General features: G+C 59.7%; 20 protein-coding genes. 7 read left to right on the top strand and 13 right to left on the bottom strand.

Going from position 1 to position 17047, the window contains the following annotated elements; genetic code table 11:
- Positions 1 to 47: 47 nt before the first annotated feature.
- From JNB91_RS15210 to JNB91_RS15175, 8 genes are all read right to left on the bottom strand, one after another.
- Positions 48 to 362 (bottom strand): helix-turn-helix domain-containing transcriptional regulator, encoded by a 315-nt coding sequence (locus JNB91_RS15210; protein ID WP_220326357.1) that lies wholly within the window; start codon positions 360 to 362, stop codon positions 48 to 50.
- A gap of 1 nt (position 363) precedes the next feature.
- On the bottom strand, positions 364 to 684 hold the full coding sequence (locus tag JNB91_RS15205) for a type II toxin-antitoxin system RelE/ParE family toxin (protein WP_220326356.1): 321 nt from the start codon (positions 682 to 684) through the stop codon (positions 364 to 366).
- 72 nt (positions 685 to 756) lie between these two features.
- Positions 757 to 2910, bottom strand: coding sequence for a glycine--tRNA ligase subunit beta (gene glyS / locus JNB91_RS15200; protein ID WP_220326355.1), 2154 nt, complete (start codon positions 2908 to 2910; stop codon positions 757 to 759).
- Between the two features lie 92 nt (positions 2911 to 3002).
- The gene (locus JNB91_RS15195; RefSeq protein WP_220326354.1) at positions 3003 to 3299 is read right to left on the bottom strand and encodes a HigA family addiction module antitoxin; all 297 of its coding nucleotides are present in this window, start codon (positions 3297 to 3299) and stop codon (positions 3003 to 3005) included.
- A gap of 12 nt (positions 3300 to 3311) precedes the next feature.
- Positions 3312 to 3596, bottom strand: coding sequence for a type II toxin-antitoxin system RelE/ParE family toxin (locus JNB91_RS15190; RefSeq protein WP_220326353.1), 285 nt, complete (start codon positions 3594 to 3596; stop codon positions 3312 to 3314).
- 48 nt (positions 3597 to 3644) lie between these two features.
- Complete coding sequence (locus JNB91_RS15185; RefSeq protein ID WP_220326352.1) at positions 3645 to 5567, bottom strand: DUF2207 domain-containing protein; 1923 nt, start codon at positions 5565 to 5567, stop codon at positions 3645 to 3647.
- Between the two features lie 14 nt (positions 5568 to 5581).
- On the bottom strand, positions 5582 to 6133 hold the full coding sequence (locus JNB91_RS15180; protein ID WP_220326351.1) for a LemA family protein: 552 nt from the start codon (positions 6131 to 6133) through the stop codon (positions 5582 to 5584).
- A gap of 84 nt (positions 6134 to 6217) precedes the next feature.
- Positions 6218 to 7168 carry a glycine--tRNA ligase subunit alpha gene (locus JNB91_RS15175; protein ID WP_220326350.1) on the bottom strand — a complete coding sequence of 317 codons (951 nt, stop codon included), beginning with the start codon at positions 7166 to 7168 and terminating at the stop codon, positions 6218 to 6220.
- Between the two features lie 144 nt (positions 7169 to 7312).
- Here JNB91_RS15175 and JNB91_RS15170 point away from each other — a divergent pair, with 144 nt between their 5' ends.
- Both JNB91_RS15170 and JNB91_RS15165 read left to right on the top strand, forming a co-directional pair.
- Positions 7313 to 7603, top strand: a complete 291-nt coding sequence (locus tag JNB91_RS15170) for a hypothetical protein (protein ID WP_220326349.1) — start codon at positions 7313 to 7315, stop codon at positions 7601 to 7603.
- Positions 7534 to 7914, top strand: a complete 381-nt coding sequence (locus JNB91_RS15165) for a type II toxin-antitoxin system RelE/ParE family toxin (protein WP_346269343.1) — start codon at positions 7534 to 7536, stop codon at positions 7912 to 7914. Before JNB91_RS15170 ends, JNB91_RS15165 begins: the two co-directional genes overlap by 70 nt.
- 3 nt (positions 7915 to 7917) lie before the next feature.
- Here JNB91_RS15165 and JNB91_RS15160 read toward each other — a convergent pair whose 3' ends face one another.
- Both JNB91_RS15160 and JNB91_RS15155 read right to left on the bottom strand, forming a co-directional pair.
- Positions 7918 to 8109 carry a hypothetical protein gene (locus tag JNB91_RS15160; RefSeq protein WP_148142878.1) on the bottom strand — a complete coding sequence of 64 codons (192 nt, stop codon included), beginning with the start codon at positions 8107 to 8109 and terminating at the stop codon, positions 7918 to 7920.
- A gap of 57 nt (positions 8110 to 8166) precedes the next feature.
- Entirely contained in the window at positions 8167 to 9033 is an 867-nt protein-coding gene (locus JNB91_RS15155; protein ID WP_220326348.1) for a S49 family peptidase, read from the bottom strand.
- Positions 9034 to 9190: 157 nt separating this feature from the next.
- Between JNB91_RS15155 and JNB91_RS15150 the strand changes: the two genes are divergently transcribed.
- Positions 9191 to 10531, top strand: coding sequence for an Nramp family divalent metal transporter (locus tag JNB91_RS15150; RefSeq protein WP_220326347.1), 1341 nt, complete (start codon positions 9191 to 9193; stop codon positions 10529 to 10531).
- On the opposite strand, the gene JNB91_RS15145 is transcribed toward JNB91_RS15150, so the two are convergent.
- Together JNB91_RS15145 and JNB91_RS15140 are read right to left on the bottom strand one after the other, a co-directional pair.
- Entirely contained in the window at positions 10500 to 11336 is an 837-nt protein-coding gene (locus JNB91_RS15145) for a tRNA1(Val) (adenine(37)-N6)-methyltransferase (RefSeq protein WP_223218182.1), read from the bottom strand. The genes JNB91_RS15150 and JNB91_RS15145 overlap by 32 nt on opposite strands.
- Positions 11333 to 11554, bottom strand: coding sequence for a putative signal transducing protein (locus JNB91_RS15140; RefSeq protein WP_220326346.1), 222 nt, complete (start codon positions 11552 to 11554; stop codon positions 11333 to 11335). Before JNB91_RS15140 ends, JNB91_RS15145 begins: the two co-directional genes overlap by 4 nt.
- Before the next feature lie 96 nt (positions 11555 to 11650).
- Here JNB91_RS15140 and JNB91_RS15135 point away from each other — a divergent pair, with 96 nt between their 5' ends.
- The 4 genes from JNB91_RS15135 (at position 11651) to moaB (ending at position 16199) form a co-directional block, all read left to right on the top strand.
- The gene (locus JNB91_RS15135) at positions 11651 to 12667 is read left to right on the top strand and encodes a polyprenyl synthetase family protein (protein WP_220326345.1); all 1017 of its coding nucleotides are present in this window, start codon (positions 11651 to 11653) and stop codon (positions 12665 to 12667) included.
- A gap of 153 nt (positions 12668 to 12820) precedes the next feature.
- Entirely contained in the window at positions 12821 to 14656 is a 1836-nt protein-coding gene (locus JNB91_RS15130) for a tetratricopeptide repeat protein (protein ID WP_220326344.1), read from the top strand.
- A gap of 74 nt (positions 14657 to 14730) precedes the next feature.
- The gene (locus JNB91_RS15125) at positions 14731 to 15654 is read left to right on the top strand and encodes a 4-(cytidine 5'-diphospho)-2-C-methyl-D-erythritol kinase (RefSeq protein ID WP_223218181.1); all 924 of its coding nucleotides are present in this window, start codon (positions 14731 to 14733) and stop codon (positions 15652 to 15654) included.
- Positions 15651 to 16199 carry a molybdenum cofactor biosynthesis protein B gene (gene moaB, locus JNB91_RS15120; RefSeq protein ID WP_220326343.1) on the top strand — a complete coding sequence of 183 codons (549 nt, stop codon included), beginning with the start codon at positions 15651 to 15653 and terminating at the stop codon, positions 16197 to 16199. Before JNB91_RS15125 ends, moaB begins: the two co-directional genes overlap by 4 nt.
- A gap of 36 nt (positions 16200 to 16235) precedes the next feature.
- Here moaB and JNB91_RS15115 read toward each other — a convergent pair whose 3' ends face one another.
- The gene (locus JNB91_RS15115) at positions 16236 to 17027 is read right to left on the bottom strand and encodes a DeoR/GlpR family DNA-binding transcription regulator (protein ID WP_220326342.1); all 792 of its coding nucleotides are present in this window, start codon (positions 17025 to 17027) and stop codon (positions 16236 to 16238) included.
- Positions 17028 to 17047 lie beyond the last annotated feature (20 nt).

Genomic DNA, 17047 nt, shown 5'->3' with positions numbered 1-17047 from the left:
GCTCCTGTGGGCTACAGCCCACAATCTATCATCTATCGGAAGCGCTGTCAGGCTGCGGCGACCGCTAGCTGCACGCCGGAACTCTCTTGAAGCTGACGGATGACGGCAAAAAGATTGTCGGCCCTCGGATTACCCTTGGGGCCGAACATGCGCATCAGGCTTTTGACCGGCATGCCGACCTCACGCGCCAATGCTTCGAAGCCGATAGTGGCGTTGATGAAATCACGCAGGACGCTCTTGCCGGTTTCCAGATCGCCTTCAAGCAGGAGAGAGACTGCGTCCGAAAGCAGAGCCGCGCGGAATGCTGCGTCACTATCAAGACGTTCCTTCACCGTCTGTTTGAATTGTCGGGTCAACGGCATCTTAAACTCCTCTTCGAGATTTGTAGTCTCGCCAGTAGGCCTGAGCTGCTCTGATATCATCCTGCTGCCGCTGCTTGGTTCCGCCGACCAGCAAGACCACGAGTTCGTCACCGTCGCGGCCAAAATAGACACGGTAACCCGGTCCGTAATCGATCCGGTATTCCAGCACACCGGACCCGACCGGCTTGACGTTGGAGAGATTGCCTTGGTCTATGCGGGCCAGAGCAATCGTCACCTTCGACGCCGCGCGAGCATCGATCTTCGCAAACCACCGCCCGAATGGGCTAAGTCCCTTCCCATCCAGATATTCGGTGATCCTCATTGGTCAATGGTAACACTTATGTCACCATTGACAAGAGATCACACTACCCTGCGTTAAAAGGGCTTTGGCACCTTACCCGCTGATCTTGGAGAAATCCGCAACCGTGCCGGTCGCCTCGCGGATGGCCTTCAGGAGGGCCAGGCGGTTGGCGCGGATGGCGGTGTCCTCGTCGTTGACCAGAACATCCTCGAAGAATTTGTCGACCGGCGCGCGAAGCTTCGACAGGGCTTCCATGGCGGAGCGGTATTCCTTCTTCGAAACCGCTTCGGAGGCTTCCTTCGAGGCCACCTGGACCGCAGCCCAAAGCGCCTTTTCGGCATCGAGCTTCAGGAGTTCGTCGGAAACGCCTTCGGCAATAGCGGTGCCCTTCTTCTCTTCGGCGGCAAGCAGCTGCGTGGCGCGCTTGGTGCCGGCGAGCAGGTTCTGGCCGTCTTCGGAGGAGATGAAGGAGGTCAGCGCTTCTGCACGGCGGGCGACGAGGAGGAGATCATCGGTATGTGGCGTCAGCACGGAATCGATGATGTCGTGACGGGCGCCCATATCGCGCAGATAGACTTTCAGGCGGTCGTGGAAGAAGGACAGGAGGTCGGCATCCTTCGTGGTCGCCAGCAGCGGCAACTCGACACTCCGCTCCAGCAGAATGCGCACCACACCGAGAGCCGCGCGGCGCAGCGCATAGGGGTCCTTCGAGCCGGTCGGCTTTTCGTCGATGGCCCAGAAGCCCACGAGCGTATCGAGCTTATCGGCGAGCGCGACGGTGATAGCAACCTTGTCCTTCGGCACGCGGTCGGACGGGCCTTGCGGCTTGTAGTGATCCTCGATGGCAATCGCGACGGATTCGTTTTCGCCCTGCAGGCCGGCATAACGGCGGCCCATCAGGCCCTGAAGTTCAGGGAATTCGCCGACGGCTTCGGTGCGAAGATCGGCCTTGGCGAGCACGGCTGCACGATCGACGAGGATCGGGTCGGCACCGACGATCGGGGCCAACTCCTTTGCAAGAGCACGGATACGGGTAACGCGTTCACCCTGCGTGCCGAGCTTGGCATGGAAGGTGACGTTCAGCGCGTCGAGCTTGGCCATGCGCTGGTCGAGCGGCTTCTTCAGGTCGAGATCGAATTTCTTGGCAGACTCCACCAGCGTGCCGAGATCCGGCAGGTCGCCCTGGTCGCGGGTCCAGAAATGCTTGGCGTCGGAGAGGCGTGCGCGCACGACCTTGCCATTGCCGTGAATGATTTCCTTGCCGCCATCCTTGGCATCGATATTCGAGATCAGGATGAAATGGTTGGAAAGGCCCTCTTCCGCGCCTTGAGGCCGGGTGACGAAGCATTTCTGGTTGGTCTTGATCGTCAGGCGGATGATTTCGGCCGGGATTTCGAGATAGTCCTTCTCGAACGTGCCCATCAGCACATGCGGCCATTCGACGAGGCCGGAGACCTCTTCGAGCAGGCCTTCATCCTCGACCAGATCGAGACCGCTTGCGAAAGCCAGATCACGCGCATCGTGCAGGATCATGTCCTTGCGGCGGTCGGCATCGAGCATGACCTTCGCCTTTTCGAGACTTGCCACATAATCGTCGAAGCGGCGAACGGTGATGGCTTCCGGCGCATGGAAACGGTGGCCAAAGGTGACGTTGCCGGCGGTGATGCCGTCGATGACGAAGGGGATGACCTTGGTCTCGTCATGCTCGGAGCCGAACGTGCAGATGATCGACTGCAGCGGGCGCACCCAGCGCAGGCTTTCCGAACCCTTGCCCTCGATGCCGCCATAGCTCGAGCCCTTCGGCATGGAGGCAAAACCGGAGCGCATCGATTTCGGCCATGGGAAGGAGCGGATGATGCCGGGCATCGCGTCTACAATGATCTCTTCCGCCGCGCGGCCGGCCTTGGAGACGATGGCGACATAAAAATCGCCCTTCTTCGGATCAGTCGCGACCTGGGCTTCCGAAATATCAGAAAGACCAGCCTTGCGCAGGAAACCGGCGATCGCCTGTTCCGGCGCCTTGGTGGATGGTCCCTTGATTTCCTCGCGCAGATCGGCGGAGCGGGCGGTCAGGCCGCGAATATCGAGCGTCAGGCGACGCGGTGTCCAGTATTCGCGCGCGCCCTCATAGGTCAGGCCTGCATCCACCAGCGCGTCGGTCACGAGCTTTTTCAGGTCACCCGCCGCCTTGCGCTGCATGCGGGCAGGAATTTCCTCGGAGCGAAGTTCTAGAAGCAGGTCGGGCATGGGGCTCAAGTCTTTGCGCTTAAAAATAATGACGTGGCGGGCTTAGCAAGCCCATCCGCAAAAGTCATCAGGTCTGATTGGGAAAGTGGCGGCTAGGCCGCCGTCATGACTGGTATGGCTGCGATCTCCGCCGCCTTTGTCTTGCTTTCGATTTTAAGGTCGTAACTCGTCTGGAGGTTCATCCAGAACTCGGGCGTCGTATTGAAAAATCGGGCCAGTCTCAACGCCGTATCAGACGTTACCGCTGTCTGCTCCGACACCAGCCGTTCTATCCGGGTTCTGGGCACATTCAGCTTTTTCGCCAGCATGCCTGCGCTCAGCTTCAGTGGGATGAGGTATTCCTCGCGGAGAATTTCGCCGGGATGGACTGGGGGCAATATACTCATCATTGTTGAAATCCTTCAGTGATAATCGACAATCTCAACATTCTCCGCGCCTGCATCCGTCCAGACGAAACAAATCCGCCACTGATCATTGATCCTTATCGAGTGCTGTCCCCGACGGTCGGCCTTCAATGCCTCCAGATGGTTTCCCGGCGGCGAACGCAGGTCGGTCAGTTCTCTTGCACTCTCTATCATTGCCAGCTTTCGCACGGCTCTTCTTGCCAGATCGGCCGGAAAGCCTTTAGGAACGTTGCCGTAGGCGACTTCCTTCGTTCTGCTGTCGGCATAAGATCGAATGACCATCAGCTAACCTCAATGTATCACAACACGATACACATCACAACATCTCCACTACCACCCTCCACCACCGCCTCCCCCGCCTCCACCACCGGAGAACCCGCCGCCTGTCGAGAAGCCGGAGGAAGACGACGAGGATTTCGGCGTCGGGATGGTGGAGGCGATCGTCTGCGACATGGAGGACGAGAAACCGCCAATGCGGTCGCCGAAGCTGCCGAAACCGTCGCCGTGATACCAAGTCGAGGTATAGGCCGCGGCACCGGCGGCAACGGCTGTTGCCAGCCATGCCTCGAACGCCTCGCTCCACGGTTTTTCGACGCCGAGCGCCACGGCATAGGGCAGGAGTTTTTCGAAATGCTGCGGCGACATGGAAGGGGCGCCGACCATGTTCATCCGGTCCCTTTCGGCGACCGTCAGATAGGTGCGCAGGCCCTCGATCTCGTCCATCAGCTTTCGGCCGAGCGGGGTCGGCGCCCCCATCAGGAAGAAGAATACGACGTTGATAAGGACAAGGCCGCCGATGCCGGCGAAAACCGGCCACTGGCCATCCGCGATGCTTTCGATCGCACCGACGATAAAGGTGCCGCCAACGGAAAAGAGGACAAGCCCGAACATGGCCAGCGAGATGATCGCGCCGATGCGGGCGGCCACCGTCCTTTTCTGCAGCAGCGACTTACCCGCCTTGACGGCGAAGAAGGACCAGAAGGCTCCGAACAGCACAGAGGGGAGCAATAGGCCGAGATCATCCGGATCGATGTCGCCGAAAATCAGTAATGCGCCGGCCGCCATCAGGCTGAGCAGTACGCCGAGCACGACATAGACCGTGTTGTGTCTGTAATATTTCCCGCGATGCTCTTTCTCGATCGCCTGGCGGAAAGCTTTGCCGATCTCCTGCACCCGTTCGCCATTCGATTTTTCGATGGCAAAGCTTTCACCAGCAGCGCCCATCTGGAACAGCAGTACTGCCTGACCGGGAGGAAGTTGCTTGATCGCCCGCTCGTTACCGCTGATCTTTACCACGACCCGTGATTTCAGGTCTTCGAGCGTCAGATAGCCCTTTACCGCGAGATCGAGCAGGCTTGCCGAAAACGCCGTCCAGCCGCCGCCGGAAAATCCCTTGTTGTCGATATAGTTGACCAGCGCCGGCGAAATGCCGGCCGGCGTATCCCAGCGCGGCACGATGACGCCGCCTTGCGGGTCGCGCCCCACGCTGCGCCAGACCATGACGTAATAGAGTGCGGCGACGGCAAGGCCGCCGAGGGCGAGGAACAGGTTGCGGTTGTCACGCCACCACCAGGCGCTCTCCTGATCCGCGGAAGGCGCTGCAACGATGCCCTTGGGGAAGCCGACGACGATGGTGAGCCCTTCCTCACTGCCCAGCGGCCGGGTCGTGGCGAATGTCGCCTGATTGCCAGATGCGCTTGCGCGGGCATCGCGGGCGGTGGAACCGTAGGTGCCAGTGAAGGCGGCGGTATCCGTGACCCTGCCACCCGGCAGCGTCACTCGCGTCGAAGCCTGCGCAATACGGAACTGCCAGCCATTGCCGGTCGCGTTCCAGTAAAGCTCGTCATGATCGTCGAAATAACGGATCTGCCGGTTGGTCCGGTAGGTGATGGCAAAGGTGTGCACGCCGGGGGACAGAAACGTGTTTTCGCCACCGGCATAGATGCGGATGCCGCGGGCGATGGTTTCCGTATGAAATGCTTCCGGGCGGCCGTCACGGGTGACGGAGACAGGCTCGAAACCGACCCTGATGGTGCGGCCTTTCGCATCCTCCATCGTCATCGGGAAATCGCGAAAGATGCCGCGGCGAATGCGGTTGCCTTCGGCATTGACGGTGATCGTCTCGGTAACGGTCAATTCGCCATCGGCGGCGATCCTGATGTCCGAATTGTAGCTGCGGATATATTCCTCCGCAGCGGCCGGAAGGTTAACCGCCAGAGCCAAGGCAAGAGCGATAACAAGGCGCCGAAACATCAGCGGGCTCCGCTTCAGAATTTCACGCTGGGAACGGCGCGATCGGCCTCGTTTTCGATCTCGAAGTATTCGCGCTTGGAAAAGCCGAATGGACCGGCCACGAGATTGGCGGGAAAGCTCTCGACCTTGATGTTCAGGTCGCGCGCCGAGCCGTTGTAATAACGCCGCGCCATCTGGATCTCGCTTTCGATCGTCTCCAGCGAGGTCTGCAATTCGGCGAAGTTCTGGTTAGCCTTGAGATCGGGATAGGCTTCGGCGAGCGCGAAGAGTTTTCCGAGCGCCTGGGATAGCAGGCCTTCCGCCTGCGCGCGGCCGGCGACATCGCCGGTTGGTACCGCCTGCGCCTGGTTGCGCAGCTTCACCACCTCTTCGAGCGTCCCCTTCTCATGCGCCGCATAACCCTTCACGGTCTCGATCAGGTTCGGGATGAGATCGGCGCGGCGCTTAAGCTGCACGTCGATGCCGGACCAGGCCTCTTCCGCCATCTGCCGCGCACGTACGAGGCCGTTGTAGATGACGATCACATAGAGAGCGACGAGCGCGACAAGGCCGAGTGCGATGTACATAAAAAATCCCCCGAGGTAGCTAAACCGCGGGGGAGACTATGTCGCCAAGACCGGATTGTCACCGGAAATTGAAGATCGGCAGCCTCAGGCGGCCTTTTCGCCGAAATTGGCACCACCGGCATCCGTTAGCAGAAATGCCTCGCCGCAGGCCTTGGCAAGTGTGCGGACGCGCAGGATGTAGCTCTGGCGCTCGGTGACGGAGATCACGCCGCGGGCATCGAGCAGGTTGAAGACGTGGGATGCCTTGATGCACTGGTCATAAGCCGGGAAAACGCATTTGTGCAGCGTATTGGCATCGCCCGGCGCACCGGCAGCGAGCAGCGCCTGGCATTCCTTTTCGGCATCGATGAAGTGACGATGCAGCATTTCGGTATTGGCGTATTCGAAGTTATGGCGGGAATATTCCTGCTCTGCCTGCAGGAAGACGTCGCCATAGGAGATCTTCTCTTCGCCTTCGCGGCCGTTGAAGTTCAGGTCATAGACGTTGTCGACGCCCTGGACATACATGGCCAGGCGCTCAAGACCATAGGTCAGCTCACCGGCAACCGGCGAACAATCGATGCCGCAGACGGCCTGAAAATAGGTGAACTGCGAGACTTCCATGCCGTCGCACCAGCATTCCCAGCCGAGACCCCACGCACCGAGCGTCGGGCTTTCCCAGTCGTCCTCGACAAAACGCACGTCATGCAGAAGCGGATCGAGGCCGATCGCCTTCAGGGAGCCGAGATAAAGCTCCTGCAGGTTGGACGGGTTCGGCTTCAGGATGACCTGATACTGATAATAATGTTGCAGGCGGTTCGGGTTTTCGCCGTAACGGCCGTCGGACGGACGGCGCGAAGGCTGAACGTAGGCGGCCTTCCACGGCTTGGGGCCAAGCGCGCGCAGGGTGGTGGCCGGGTGGAAGGTACCGGCACCGACTTCCATGTCGTAAGGCTGCAGCACGGCGCAGCCCTTGTCCGCCCAGTAGTTATGGAGCGTCAGGATGAGCGCCTGGAAAGAGCGCTTGGGGTCCATATGTTCTGGCAGATCGGTCATGGGCATATCGGCATCGTTTGATTGAGGATGCGGACGAGTGCCACGCGAGGGAGAACGGGTCAAGGATTATCGATGCGATTAGATCTGTCCTGATGCCAAGGCGAAATCCGTGATAAGCTTACGTTACATTCCGGAGCCGTAACCATGAATATCAAAAACACCGTGACCCTCTCTGAGCGCTACATGCGCTATGCTGAACAGATGGTCGAAGACGGCCAATTTCCCTCAGTCGAAAAAGTGGTGGAGGCCGGGCTTGAGGAATTGATGCGAGCCGATGAATTGACGCCGGAGCAAAGCGCTTCTTTTGCCGCGATGGGGGATGAGATACGCCGACGTATGACCACTCAGCCTGAAGAATTCCTTCCGTGGGATGGCAAGGCTATGGCCGAGCGAGTCAAGACCAAGCTCGACGAGAAATACAAGCCTCGCAGATGACCTATCGGATCATCAAGCATCCACTCGTCGAAGCCGATCTTTTCGACATCACCGCCTATATATCTTCATATGCCGGCCTCAATGTCGGCAAAGCCAAAGTCGATGAAATCGTGGATTTCATATCGAAACTCAGCGATTTCCCGAAGATCGGATCGATCAGGAATGAATTAGGGCCGAATTTGCGCGCCGTTCCTGCATCGGAAAAAGCCGTCGTCTGCTTCACCGTCGATGATGACACCCGTACAGTTATGATCCTTTGCATCAGCTACGCGGGATCCGATTGGGAACAAATGGTCAAAGAGCGTCGCTAACCGCTATTCCTCTTCCTTCTTCACCCGATACTCTCCCGTCACTGGATCCTTTTCCAGCGTGCCGACGGCGCCGGTCTGGCGTTCCTTTTCCTGCTGCTTGCGGCGTGCCGTCAGTTTCTCCGCGTCCTTGATGAAGCGCTTGTAAAGCATCCATCCGCCGCAGATCAGCACGGCCATGAATATGAGCTGGGCCATTTCCCCTCGAAGTCCTTATGAAAATGCGCCCCGCTCTCAAACGGGACGTGTCGGGCGTCAGAGCCCGTATCGGCTCCACAATGCCCTTTCTTCGATGCTGGCGGCAAGTCCCGCCCCCGCTTGCGCAGCGATTTCACCAAAGGCAGGCGTGGTCATTTCGACGCCGGGCAGCCGCTTGCCGAACAGCGTGCGGGCGCTGCCGATCAGTTCGAGACGGACATCCTTGCCGAAACGACGTTTCAAGACTTCGCGCATATCGCCCAACCCGTCGATCAGGCCGAGTTCAAGGCCTCGTCCACCCGTCCAGAACAGGCCGGAGAAAATCTCGCCGTCATCGGCCAGCCGCTCGCCGCGGCGCATCTTGACCATATCGATGAAGACCTTGTGGATCTCGACCTGTAGTGTCTTCAGGTATTCGATATCCGAATCCTTTTCCGGCTTGAACGGATCGAGGATGACCTTGTTTTCGCCGGCGGTATAGACGCGGCGTTCGATACCGATCTTCTTCAGCATTTCGGGAAAACCGAAGCCGCCGGAAACGACGCCGATCGAACCGACGATCGAGGTCGGATCGGCAAAGATCTCGTCGCCTGCAAGCGCGATCATGTAGCCGCCGGAGGCCGCGACATCCTCGACGAAGATCAGCACCTTCTTCTGCTTTTCCTCGGCAAGCGCCCGGATGCGCTGGAAGATCAACCGCGACTGCACCGGCGAGCCGCCCGGCGAATTCACCGAAATCGCAACGACCGGCGCCTCCTTGTTGGCGAAGGCCTTTTCCAGTATCGGCGCTGCGGTCGCCAGGCTCAAGGTCGGCTTGAACTGGCTGCCCCCCGTCATGATCGCCCCATGCAGACGAACGACGGGTATCGCCAATCCCTTCTTGCGAAAACGCTTCGGGAGCAGACGATTGAACAAGCCAGCCATATAAGATCCTTCCAGAATATCGGTTCAGCAATGCATGTAGGCATTGGAACGGCAAGTGCAATCGCTGTGTTCCAACGAAGGTTCACGGCTTATTGCGAATGACTTGCAATTTCATTCCAAACAAGCATGATACCTGCATCTCCTATCCGAGGATCATATGGATCTCTCCCGCATAAAGACCGAGAATGGCTGGCGGCAGGATGCCCGCGAGGCGTCGCTGTCGGATGTCTACCAATCGGTCAATGTCACCCGTCACGGTTCTAAGCTCAGGCGCGTGCTCGCCTTTGCCGGTCCGGGTTACCTTGTCGCAGTCGGCTACATGGATCCCGGCAACTGGGCGACTTCGCTCGCCGGCGGGTCGAAATTCGGTTACGCGCTGCTTTCGGTCGCGCTGCTTTCAAACCTGATGGCGATCGTGCTGCAATCGCTCTGCGCCCGGCTAGCGATCGCATCGGGCCGCGATCTGGCGCAGGCGTGCCGTGATGCCTTTCCGCGGTCGGTTTCGGTTGTCCTCTGGGCGCTGGCGGAGATCGCCATCATCGCCACCGATATTGCCGAGGTGATCGGCACGGCGATCGGGCTCAACCTGATCTTCGGCATCTCGCTGGAAGTCGGCGTTCTCGTCACCTCGCTCGATGTATTTCTCATCCTCTATCTGCAGCGGCTCGGCTTCCGCTGGGTCGAGGCCTTCATCATCACGCTGCTCGGGGTGATTGCCGTCTGTTTCGGCGTGCAGATCTTCTTTGCCGATCCGGTCTGGTCGGAGGTGGCGTTCGGCTTCGTGCCGACGACGGAGATCGTCAAGAACCCGGAAATGCTCTATCTGGCGCTCGGCATTTTGGGCGCGACCGTCATGCCGCATAATCTCTACCTGCATTCCGGCATCGTGCAGACGCGCGATTTTGGCAAGACGGTGCCGGAAAAGCGAGAGGCGCTGAAATTCGCGACGATCGATTCCACCGTCGCACTTACCTTCGCGCTGATGATCAATGCCGCTATTCTCATCCTTGCGGCCGCGGCCTTCAATGCCAACGGGCATACGGATGTGGTGGAACTCGGCCAGGCGAATGCGCTCCTGTCACCCATTCTTGGCCTCGCGCTGGCGCCGGTCTTCTTCGGCGTCGCGCTTTTATGCTGCGGCCTCAACTCGACGGTGACGGCAACGCTTGCCGGGCAGATTGTCATGGAAGGCTTTCTGCATATCAAGCTGAAGCCATGGATCCGGCGCGTGGTCACGCGGGCGATTGCCATCGTGCCGGCCGGCATCGTTACCGTCTGGTATGGCGATGCGGGAACGTCCGAGCTTCTGATCCTCACCCAGGTCGTGCTCAGCCTGCAGCTTTCCTTCGCCGTCTTTCCGCTGGTCATGTTCACCACCAGCAAGGCGAAGATGGGCGCACTCGTTGCTCCGCGCTGGCTTGCGGCGCTTGCCTACCTGATCGCGCTCGCGATTGCCGCGCTCAATGTCAAACTGCTGCTCGACGTGGTGAGCGGCTGACAGCGCGACGCAGATAGGCCGAGCGGCCATTGTTCAGGTCGTCGACATCAGCGCTGAACGAATGGCCATCCGCACCATGCACGACAAGCGGCGCGCGAAAGATAAGCCTTGCCTTCGATCCCTTGATCGCCGTCACGAGGATGCGGGTCGCATCTTCGCCGGGGCGCGGATGGACCGGGATAATCTCGACGCCGCCGAAACGTTTTCCGCAGGCGGCCAGAATATCGCCAATCGATTCAGGCCGGGCGATAAGGGATAGTTGTCCGCCGGGTTTCATGATCGCGCCTGCGGTCTTCAGCCAGGTTTCAAACAGGCCATCCGTCAGCGCATGCGCCTCGGCCTTCAGGCTGTCGGGTGTCTTTCGGTCGCCTGCATGATTGAAGGGCGGGTTCGTGATGACGTGATCGTGAACCTCGTCTTCAAGGCCTGCTGCGACCCGGGCCTTGCCGGTCAGGCTCACATCCGCCTCGACCACATCGACGCGCTCAGCCAGGAAGCCATTTTCGGGCAGCGCGATGCTCCGTCGCGCATAATCCGCCATCACCGGAAACTTTTCGACCAGCAGGATGCGCGCCTCGGCAAGCCGCGAGGCAACCGCAAGACCGGCCGCCCCAGCGCCGGAGCCGAGATCGGCGACGCTTATAGGCCCTTCGCCCGACACCAGCGAGGCAAGCAGCATCGCGTCTATGCCTGAGCGATGCCCTTCATTTTTCGGCTGCACGACGTGAAAGCGGCCACGATGGAAGGCGTCTATGGTGAAGGCAGGCTCCCGCATATCGGGCTTGATCTCATCCGGTGCATTCATGGCCGCAGTTCGGCCTCCAGGCCGGCATCCCGAAGAATAGCTCGGGCCTCTTCCGAACGCGCTTCCTCCACCAGAAGACGGCGCTGCAGAAGACCGAGCGAACCTTCCAGCACGCTCATCGACTGGTCGGCCACAAGGCAATGGATGCCGGCCTCCTTCATCAGGCTTTCCGCAAGTGACAGCGTGACGACATCATTGGTGCGGATAAGCTCGATCATCAGGCACCCTTTCGTGAAAAGCCCTTTATGTTTTTGCCCTACCGCCCTATGACGACTTTCTAGTCTCGTCTCATACATTTCCAGGGAGGCCTGAACTTGGGCGTCGTCATACCGCTTGAAGAAGGCAAAAACAAATCTGCATCCGTAAAGCCGCTGGTGGATCTCACCAAGGCGGACATGGAGCGCGTCAATCAGCTGATCCTGTCGAAAGCCGGCTCGGATGTACAGATGATCCCGGAAGTGGCCAACCACCTGATCTCCTCGGGCGGCAAGCGACTGCGCCCGATGCTCTCTCTCGCATCGGCCGCGATGTTCGGCTACCAGGGCGAAGGCCATGTGAAGCTCGCGACCTCGGTCGAGTTCATGCACACGGCAACGCTTCTGCATGACGACGTGGTCGACGAAAGCGATCTTCGCCGCGGCAAGTCCACCGCGCGGATGATCTGGGGCAACCAGGCAAGCGTTCTCGTCGGCGATTTCCTGCTCGGTCAGGCGTTCAAGATGATGGTCGATGTCGGTTCGCTCGAAGCGCTCGACGTGCTTGCGACCGCAGCAGCCGTGATTGCCGAAGGCGAAGTCCTGCAGCTTTCCGTCGCCAAGAACCTCGAAACCACTGAGGACGATTATCTCTCCGTCATCCGCGCCAAGACGGCGGCGCTGTTTGCCGCCGCCGCAGAAGTCGGCCCGATCATCGCCAATGCCGACAAGGCAAGCCGTTCGGCCCTGCGCTCCTACGGCATGAACCTCGGTTATGCCTTCCAGATGGTCGATGACGCGCTGGATTACGGCGGCAAGGCTGCCGATCTCGGCAAGAATGTCGGCGACGATTTTCGCGAGGGCAAGATCACCCTTCCCGTCATCCTCGCCTTCCGTCGCGGCACGCAGGAAGAACAGGCCTTTTGGCGCAACGCGATCGAAATGGGTGAGAGCAGCGACGAGAACCTTGAAAAGGCGCTCGGGCTGATCACCAAGCACGATGCGCTGAAGGATACGATCGCGCGCGCCCTGCATTACGGCAAGATCGCCCGCGATGCGCTGGCGCCGCTTCCGGCCGGTCCGCTCAAGGATGCAATGATGGAAGTCATCGACTTCACCATCCAGCGGGTGAACTGATCAATCTGCCGTGACATCCCTTCTGGGGATAGCTGTGCTCACGGCAGATTTCCTTGCGGACCTGCTTCAAAAAAGCCATTCTGTTATGAATCATTCGGCGCACTCCTGCGGCGACGCGTCGCCGACACGCCAGCTTTCATGAAAGGCCCGTCTATGCGGCAGACAAACCGTCATCTCCTGCTTTCCAGCGTCGCGCTCGCGGCATGCCTGGTTTTCGGTTCAGTAGCAGGCGCCGCCACTCCGGAAGCCAAGCCTGCCGAAGAAAAGGCAGTGACGTTCGAGGCGCGTGACGTGAAGTCTTTTGCCGGCGCGTTCCTCGCTGCCCGCACGGCCGATGTCGATCACGACTATCCGACCGCGATCGCCCTTTATCGCAAGGCGCTGGATTTCGAACCAGCCAATCTGGAAATCCGCGAACGGCTGATGATCTCGCTTCTTCTCAACGGCGATTTTGCCGACGGGCTGAAGGAAGCGGAGGCTTTGAAAAGCGATACCGCCGTCGAGCGCGTGACGAAGATCGTTCGCGGGCTGGAGGCCTTGCGCACCGGAAAATTCGACAGCGCCAAGAAAATCCTCGCTTATGAAGGACCCAACGACCTCGACCGGCTGACGCATCTTCTCCTGTCCGGCTGGGCCGATGTCGGTGCCGGCAAGGGCAAGAAAGCGATCTCGACGATCAACGGCCTCAAGGGGCCCGCATGGTTCAAGGTCTTCACCGACTATCATCTCGGCGCAATGGCAATCGTCACCGGCGACATCTCGACTGCCCGCCAATATCTCAACAAGGCCGTGACCAACAATGACGCGGTGGCCACCGCGCCGGATACGTTCATGCGCGCCGTCATGGCGCTGGCGCGGCTCGAGGCCTCAGCCGGCAACAAGCAAAAGGCGCTCGATGCGATCTCTGTCGGCGATGGCATGATCTCGAACTACGCGCCGCTCAAGGCACTTCGCCAGAGCATCGAAAAGGACGAGAAGCCGGTCCAGCAGGTCACCAACGCGGCCGAAGGTGCAGCCGGCGTGCTCTTTTCCATCGGCGGCGCACTAAACCGTCAGGGCGCCGAGGACATGGTGGCGCTATACCTGCAGATCTCGCACGCACTCGATGACAAAAGCGCCGACACGTTGATCATGCTCGGTGGTATTGCCGAAAAACTGGAGCAGCCGGAACGCGCCATCGCTTTCTATGAGCAGGTACCGGAGAACTCGCCGATGCGGCGAATTTCCGAACTGCAGCTCGGCATCACGCTTTCCGATACCGGCAAGCTGGAAGAAGCCAAGAGCCACCTGAAGGAGCTGATCGCATCCGATCCGGCCGACATCCGTAGCTATATCGCCTATGGCAGCGTCCTTTCCGAGGCGAAGGACTACAAGGAGATGGCGGCGAACTACGACAAGGCAGTCGAGGTTATCGGTTCCGTTCCAAGACCGAGCGACTGGTCGGTCTTCTTCCAGCGTGGCATTGCCTATGAGCGCCTGAAGGAATGGCCCAAGGCCGAACCGAATTTCCGCAAGGCACTGGAACTCAACCCGCAGCAGGCACAGGTGCTCAACTATCTCGGCTATTCGCTGGTCGATATGAACCTCAACCTCGATGAGGGCCTGAAGATGATTCAGGCGGCCGTGGATGCCCGCCCCGATGACGGTTACATCGTCGATTCGCTCGGCTGGGCCTATTACCGCCTCGGCCGTTTCGACGATGCCGTAACGGAACTGGAAAAGGCGATCCAGCTGCGCGCCGGCGACGCCACGATCAACGACCATCTCGGCGACGCCTATTGGCGCGTCGGGCGCAAGCTCGAAGCCGTGTATCAATGGAACAGGACGCTCGTTTCCGAAGGCGAAGACGTCAATCGCGAACAGGTGAAGCAGAAGATCGAAAACGGCCTGCCGGCGCTCGATCCGAATGCGACCAATACTGTTCGCAACCAGACGGAAACGCCGGCTCAGCCCGCGCCTGCACCGGCTGAGCCCGACAAGAAGTCCTGATGCACGATACGTCTGCCGGTATGGCATCATCGCTCCAAAAAAAAAGGCCCGCCGCAGATGCGGGCCTTTTCGGCTTGCCGCTTGGAAAAGATGCGCTTGTCGAATTCGCGCCGGCAAAGATCAATCTGGCGCTGCATGCGATCGGCCAGCGTGACGACGGATACCATCTGCTCGACAGTATCGTGACCTTTGCTGCCGATGTCGCTGCAGGCCGTGACGATAACTCGCCGCCTGCCGGGGATCGGTTGGGCTTTGCGCCTTCAGACCAGGACGCGTTCTCGATTTCCGGCCGGTTCGGCACGGGTCTTTCGCCCGATCCGCAGGCAACTCAGCAGAACCTGGCGCTAAAAGCACGCGACATGCTGCGGATGGCGCTTGAAGCCCGCGGCATCGCCGCTCCGCCGGTTGCCATCCATCTACAGAAGAACCTGCCGGTCGCCTCGGGCGTCGGTGGCGGCTCGGCGGATGCAGCGGCGACCCTGCGCGGTCTCTTGCGCCTTTGGGATGTACAGCTCAGCGAGACGGAACTCTCCGCTCTGGCTCTTTCGCTCGGCGCTGATGTTCCGATGTGCCTCAAAAGCCGGCCGCTTGCCGCAAGAGGCATCGGCGAGGACATCACCATGCTCGACAGTATGCCGTCTTTCGCGATCGTACTCGGCAACCCGCTTCTCGGTGTTTCGACGCCGGACATCTTTCGACGGCTGACGGTGAAGAACAACCCGCCAATCCCGCTACTGAGCGGAGACTGGCAAGCCGATCTTTCCATTCTGCGCAACGATCTCGAGCCCCCGGCACGGTCGCTTGTGGCGGAGATCACAGAGCTTTCCGGGATGATCGCGGCGGAAGATGCGTGGCTTACCCGCATGTCCGGCTCAGGTGCGACGTGTTTCGGCCTGTTCGAAACGCTCGACCGCGCAAAACACGCGGCGGAAAATCTTCAGGCAGCGCGGCCCGACTGGTATTTCGTCGCAGCAAGGACGATCGGAGCAGACACATGATCGGGATCGATGAAATGCGTGTATTCGTTCCGCTCGGCATCGCCGTGCTGACCGTCTCTGATACGCGGACACTTGAGAACGACAAATCCGGCCAAACGCTTGCCGACCGTATCGAAGCGGCAGGGCATGTGCTGAAAGCCCGCACCATCGTGACCGACGACCGCGAAAGGATCGCCGGACAGGTGACGGCATGGACGCTCGACCCGGAAATCGATGTCGTGATCACCACCGGCGGCACCGGCTTTACCGGCCGCGACGTGACACCGGAAGCGCTGGAGCCGCTGTTCGAAAAGCGGATGGACGGGTTCTCGGAAGTCTTTCACCGGATTTCCTACGACAAGATCGGCACATCGACGATCCAGTCACGGGCAACTGGCGGCGTTCTCAACGCCACCTATATCTTCGTCATTCCCGGCTCTCCCGGTGCCTGCAAGGATGCTTGGGACGGGATCTTGAAGGCGCAGCTCGACTATCGCCACATGCCCTGCAATTTCGTCGAAATTCTTCCGCGGCTGGACGAGCACTTGAAGCGTTCGAAAAGCTAGACCTTTTTGGCCAAAAGTGCCGAACTGTCTCGCGCCTCAACCGGCAACGACCACACTAAGCTTTGCCTGGGAGAACGGTGCCGCCAGAAAATCCGGAGGATTGGCGTCCGTTACCAGATGCGAGAATTCCCCCGCAGTTCCGATGGTCGCAACCGCCCTTCTGTTGAATTTCGACCGATCACCGACAAGCACGGCATTTTGAGATCGGCGCATTGCCGCCTGCTTGACGGCGATCTTTTCGAGATCGTAGTCGAGTGCCGAACCATCCGCCGCAAAACCGGAAAAGCCGATGAAGGCATAGTCGAAATGAATAAGCTCGATACCGGCAAGCGTGGTTGCGCCGACAAGCGATCCATCCGCACCACGCAATGATCCGCCGAAGACATGAAGCTGGACTTTCGGCTCCACGGCCATAAGCATTGCGCAGGCAAGGCTGTTGGTAAAGACATGCAGCCGGATGCTCATTTCCTTCAGCGCCACGGCGACGGCCTCGACTGTCGTGCCCACATCCAGGAAAACCGCCGCCCCTTCCGGAACAAGCTTTGCGGCCGCAACCCCGATCATCTCCTTCGCCGCGGCAGAACGCATGGTCTTCTCGGCATAACCGAGGCGAACGGTGGCATCCATCGGTCCGGCACCGCCGTGAAAACGCTGCAGGAGCCGCAACTTGTCCAACTGGATGATGTCCCGCCTGATCGATTGCACAGAGACATCGAAACGCTGGGACAGCGTTTCCAAAGTCGCATAGCCGGTCTCTCCGACGGTCTGCAGGATTTCCTTCTGGCGGGCGGTCAACTCGCTGGACTGGGGCATGAAATCACTTGTCATAAATCTTCCATTGATGTCAC

The sequence above is a fragment of the Aliirhizobium wenxiniae genome (genome assembly GCF_019511445.1).
Classification (GTDB): domain Bacteria; phylum Pseudomonadota; class Alphaproteobacteria; order Rhizobiales; family Rhizobiaceae; genus Neorhizobium; species Neorhizobium wenxiniae_A.
This window is presented reverse-complemented; position numbering and strand designations above follow the sequence as displayed.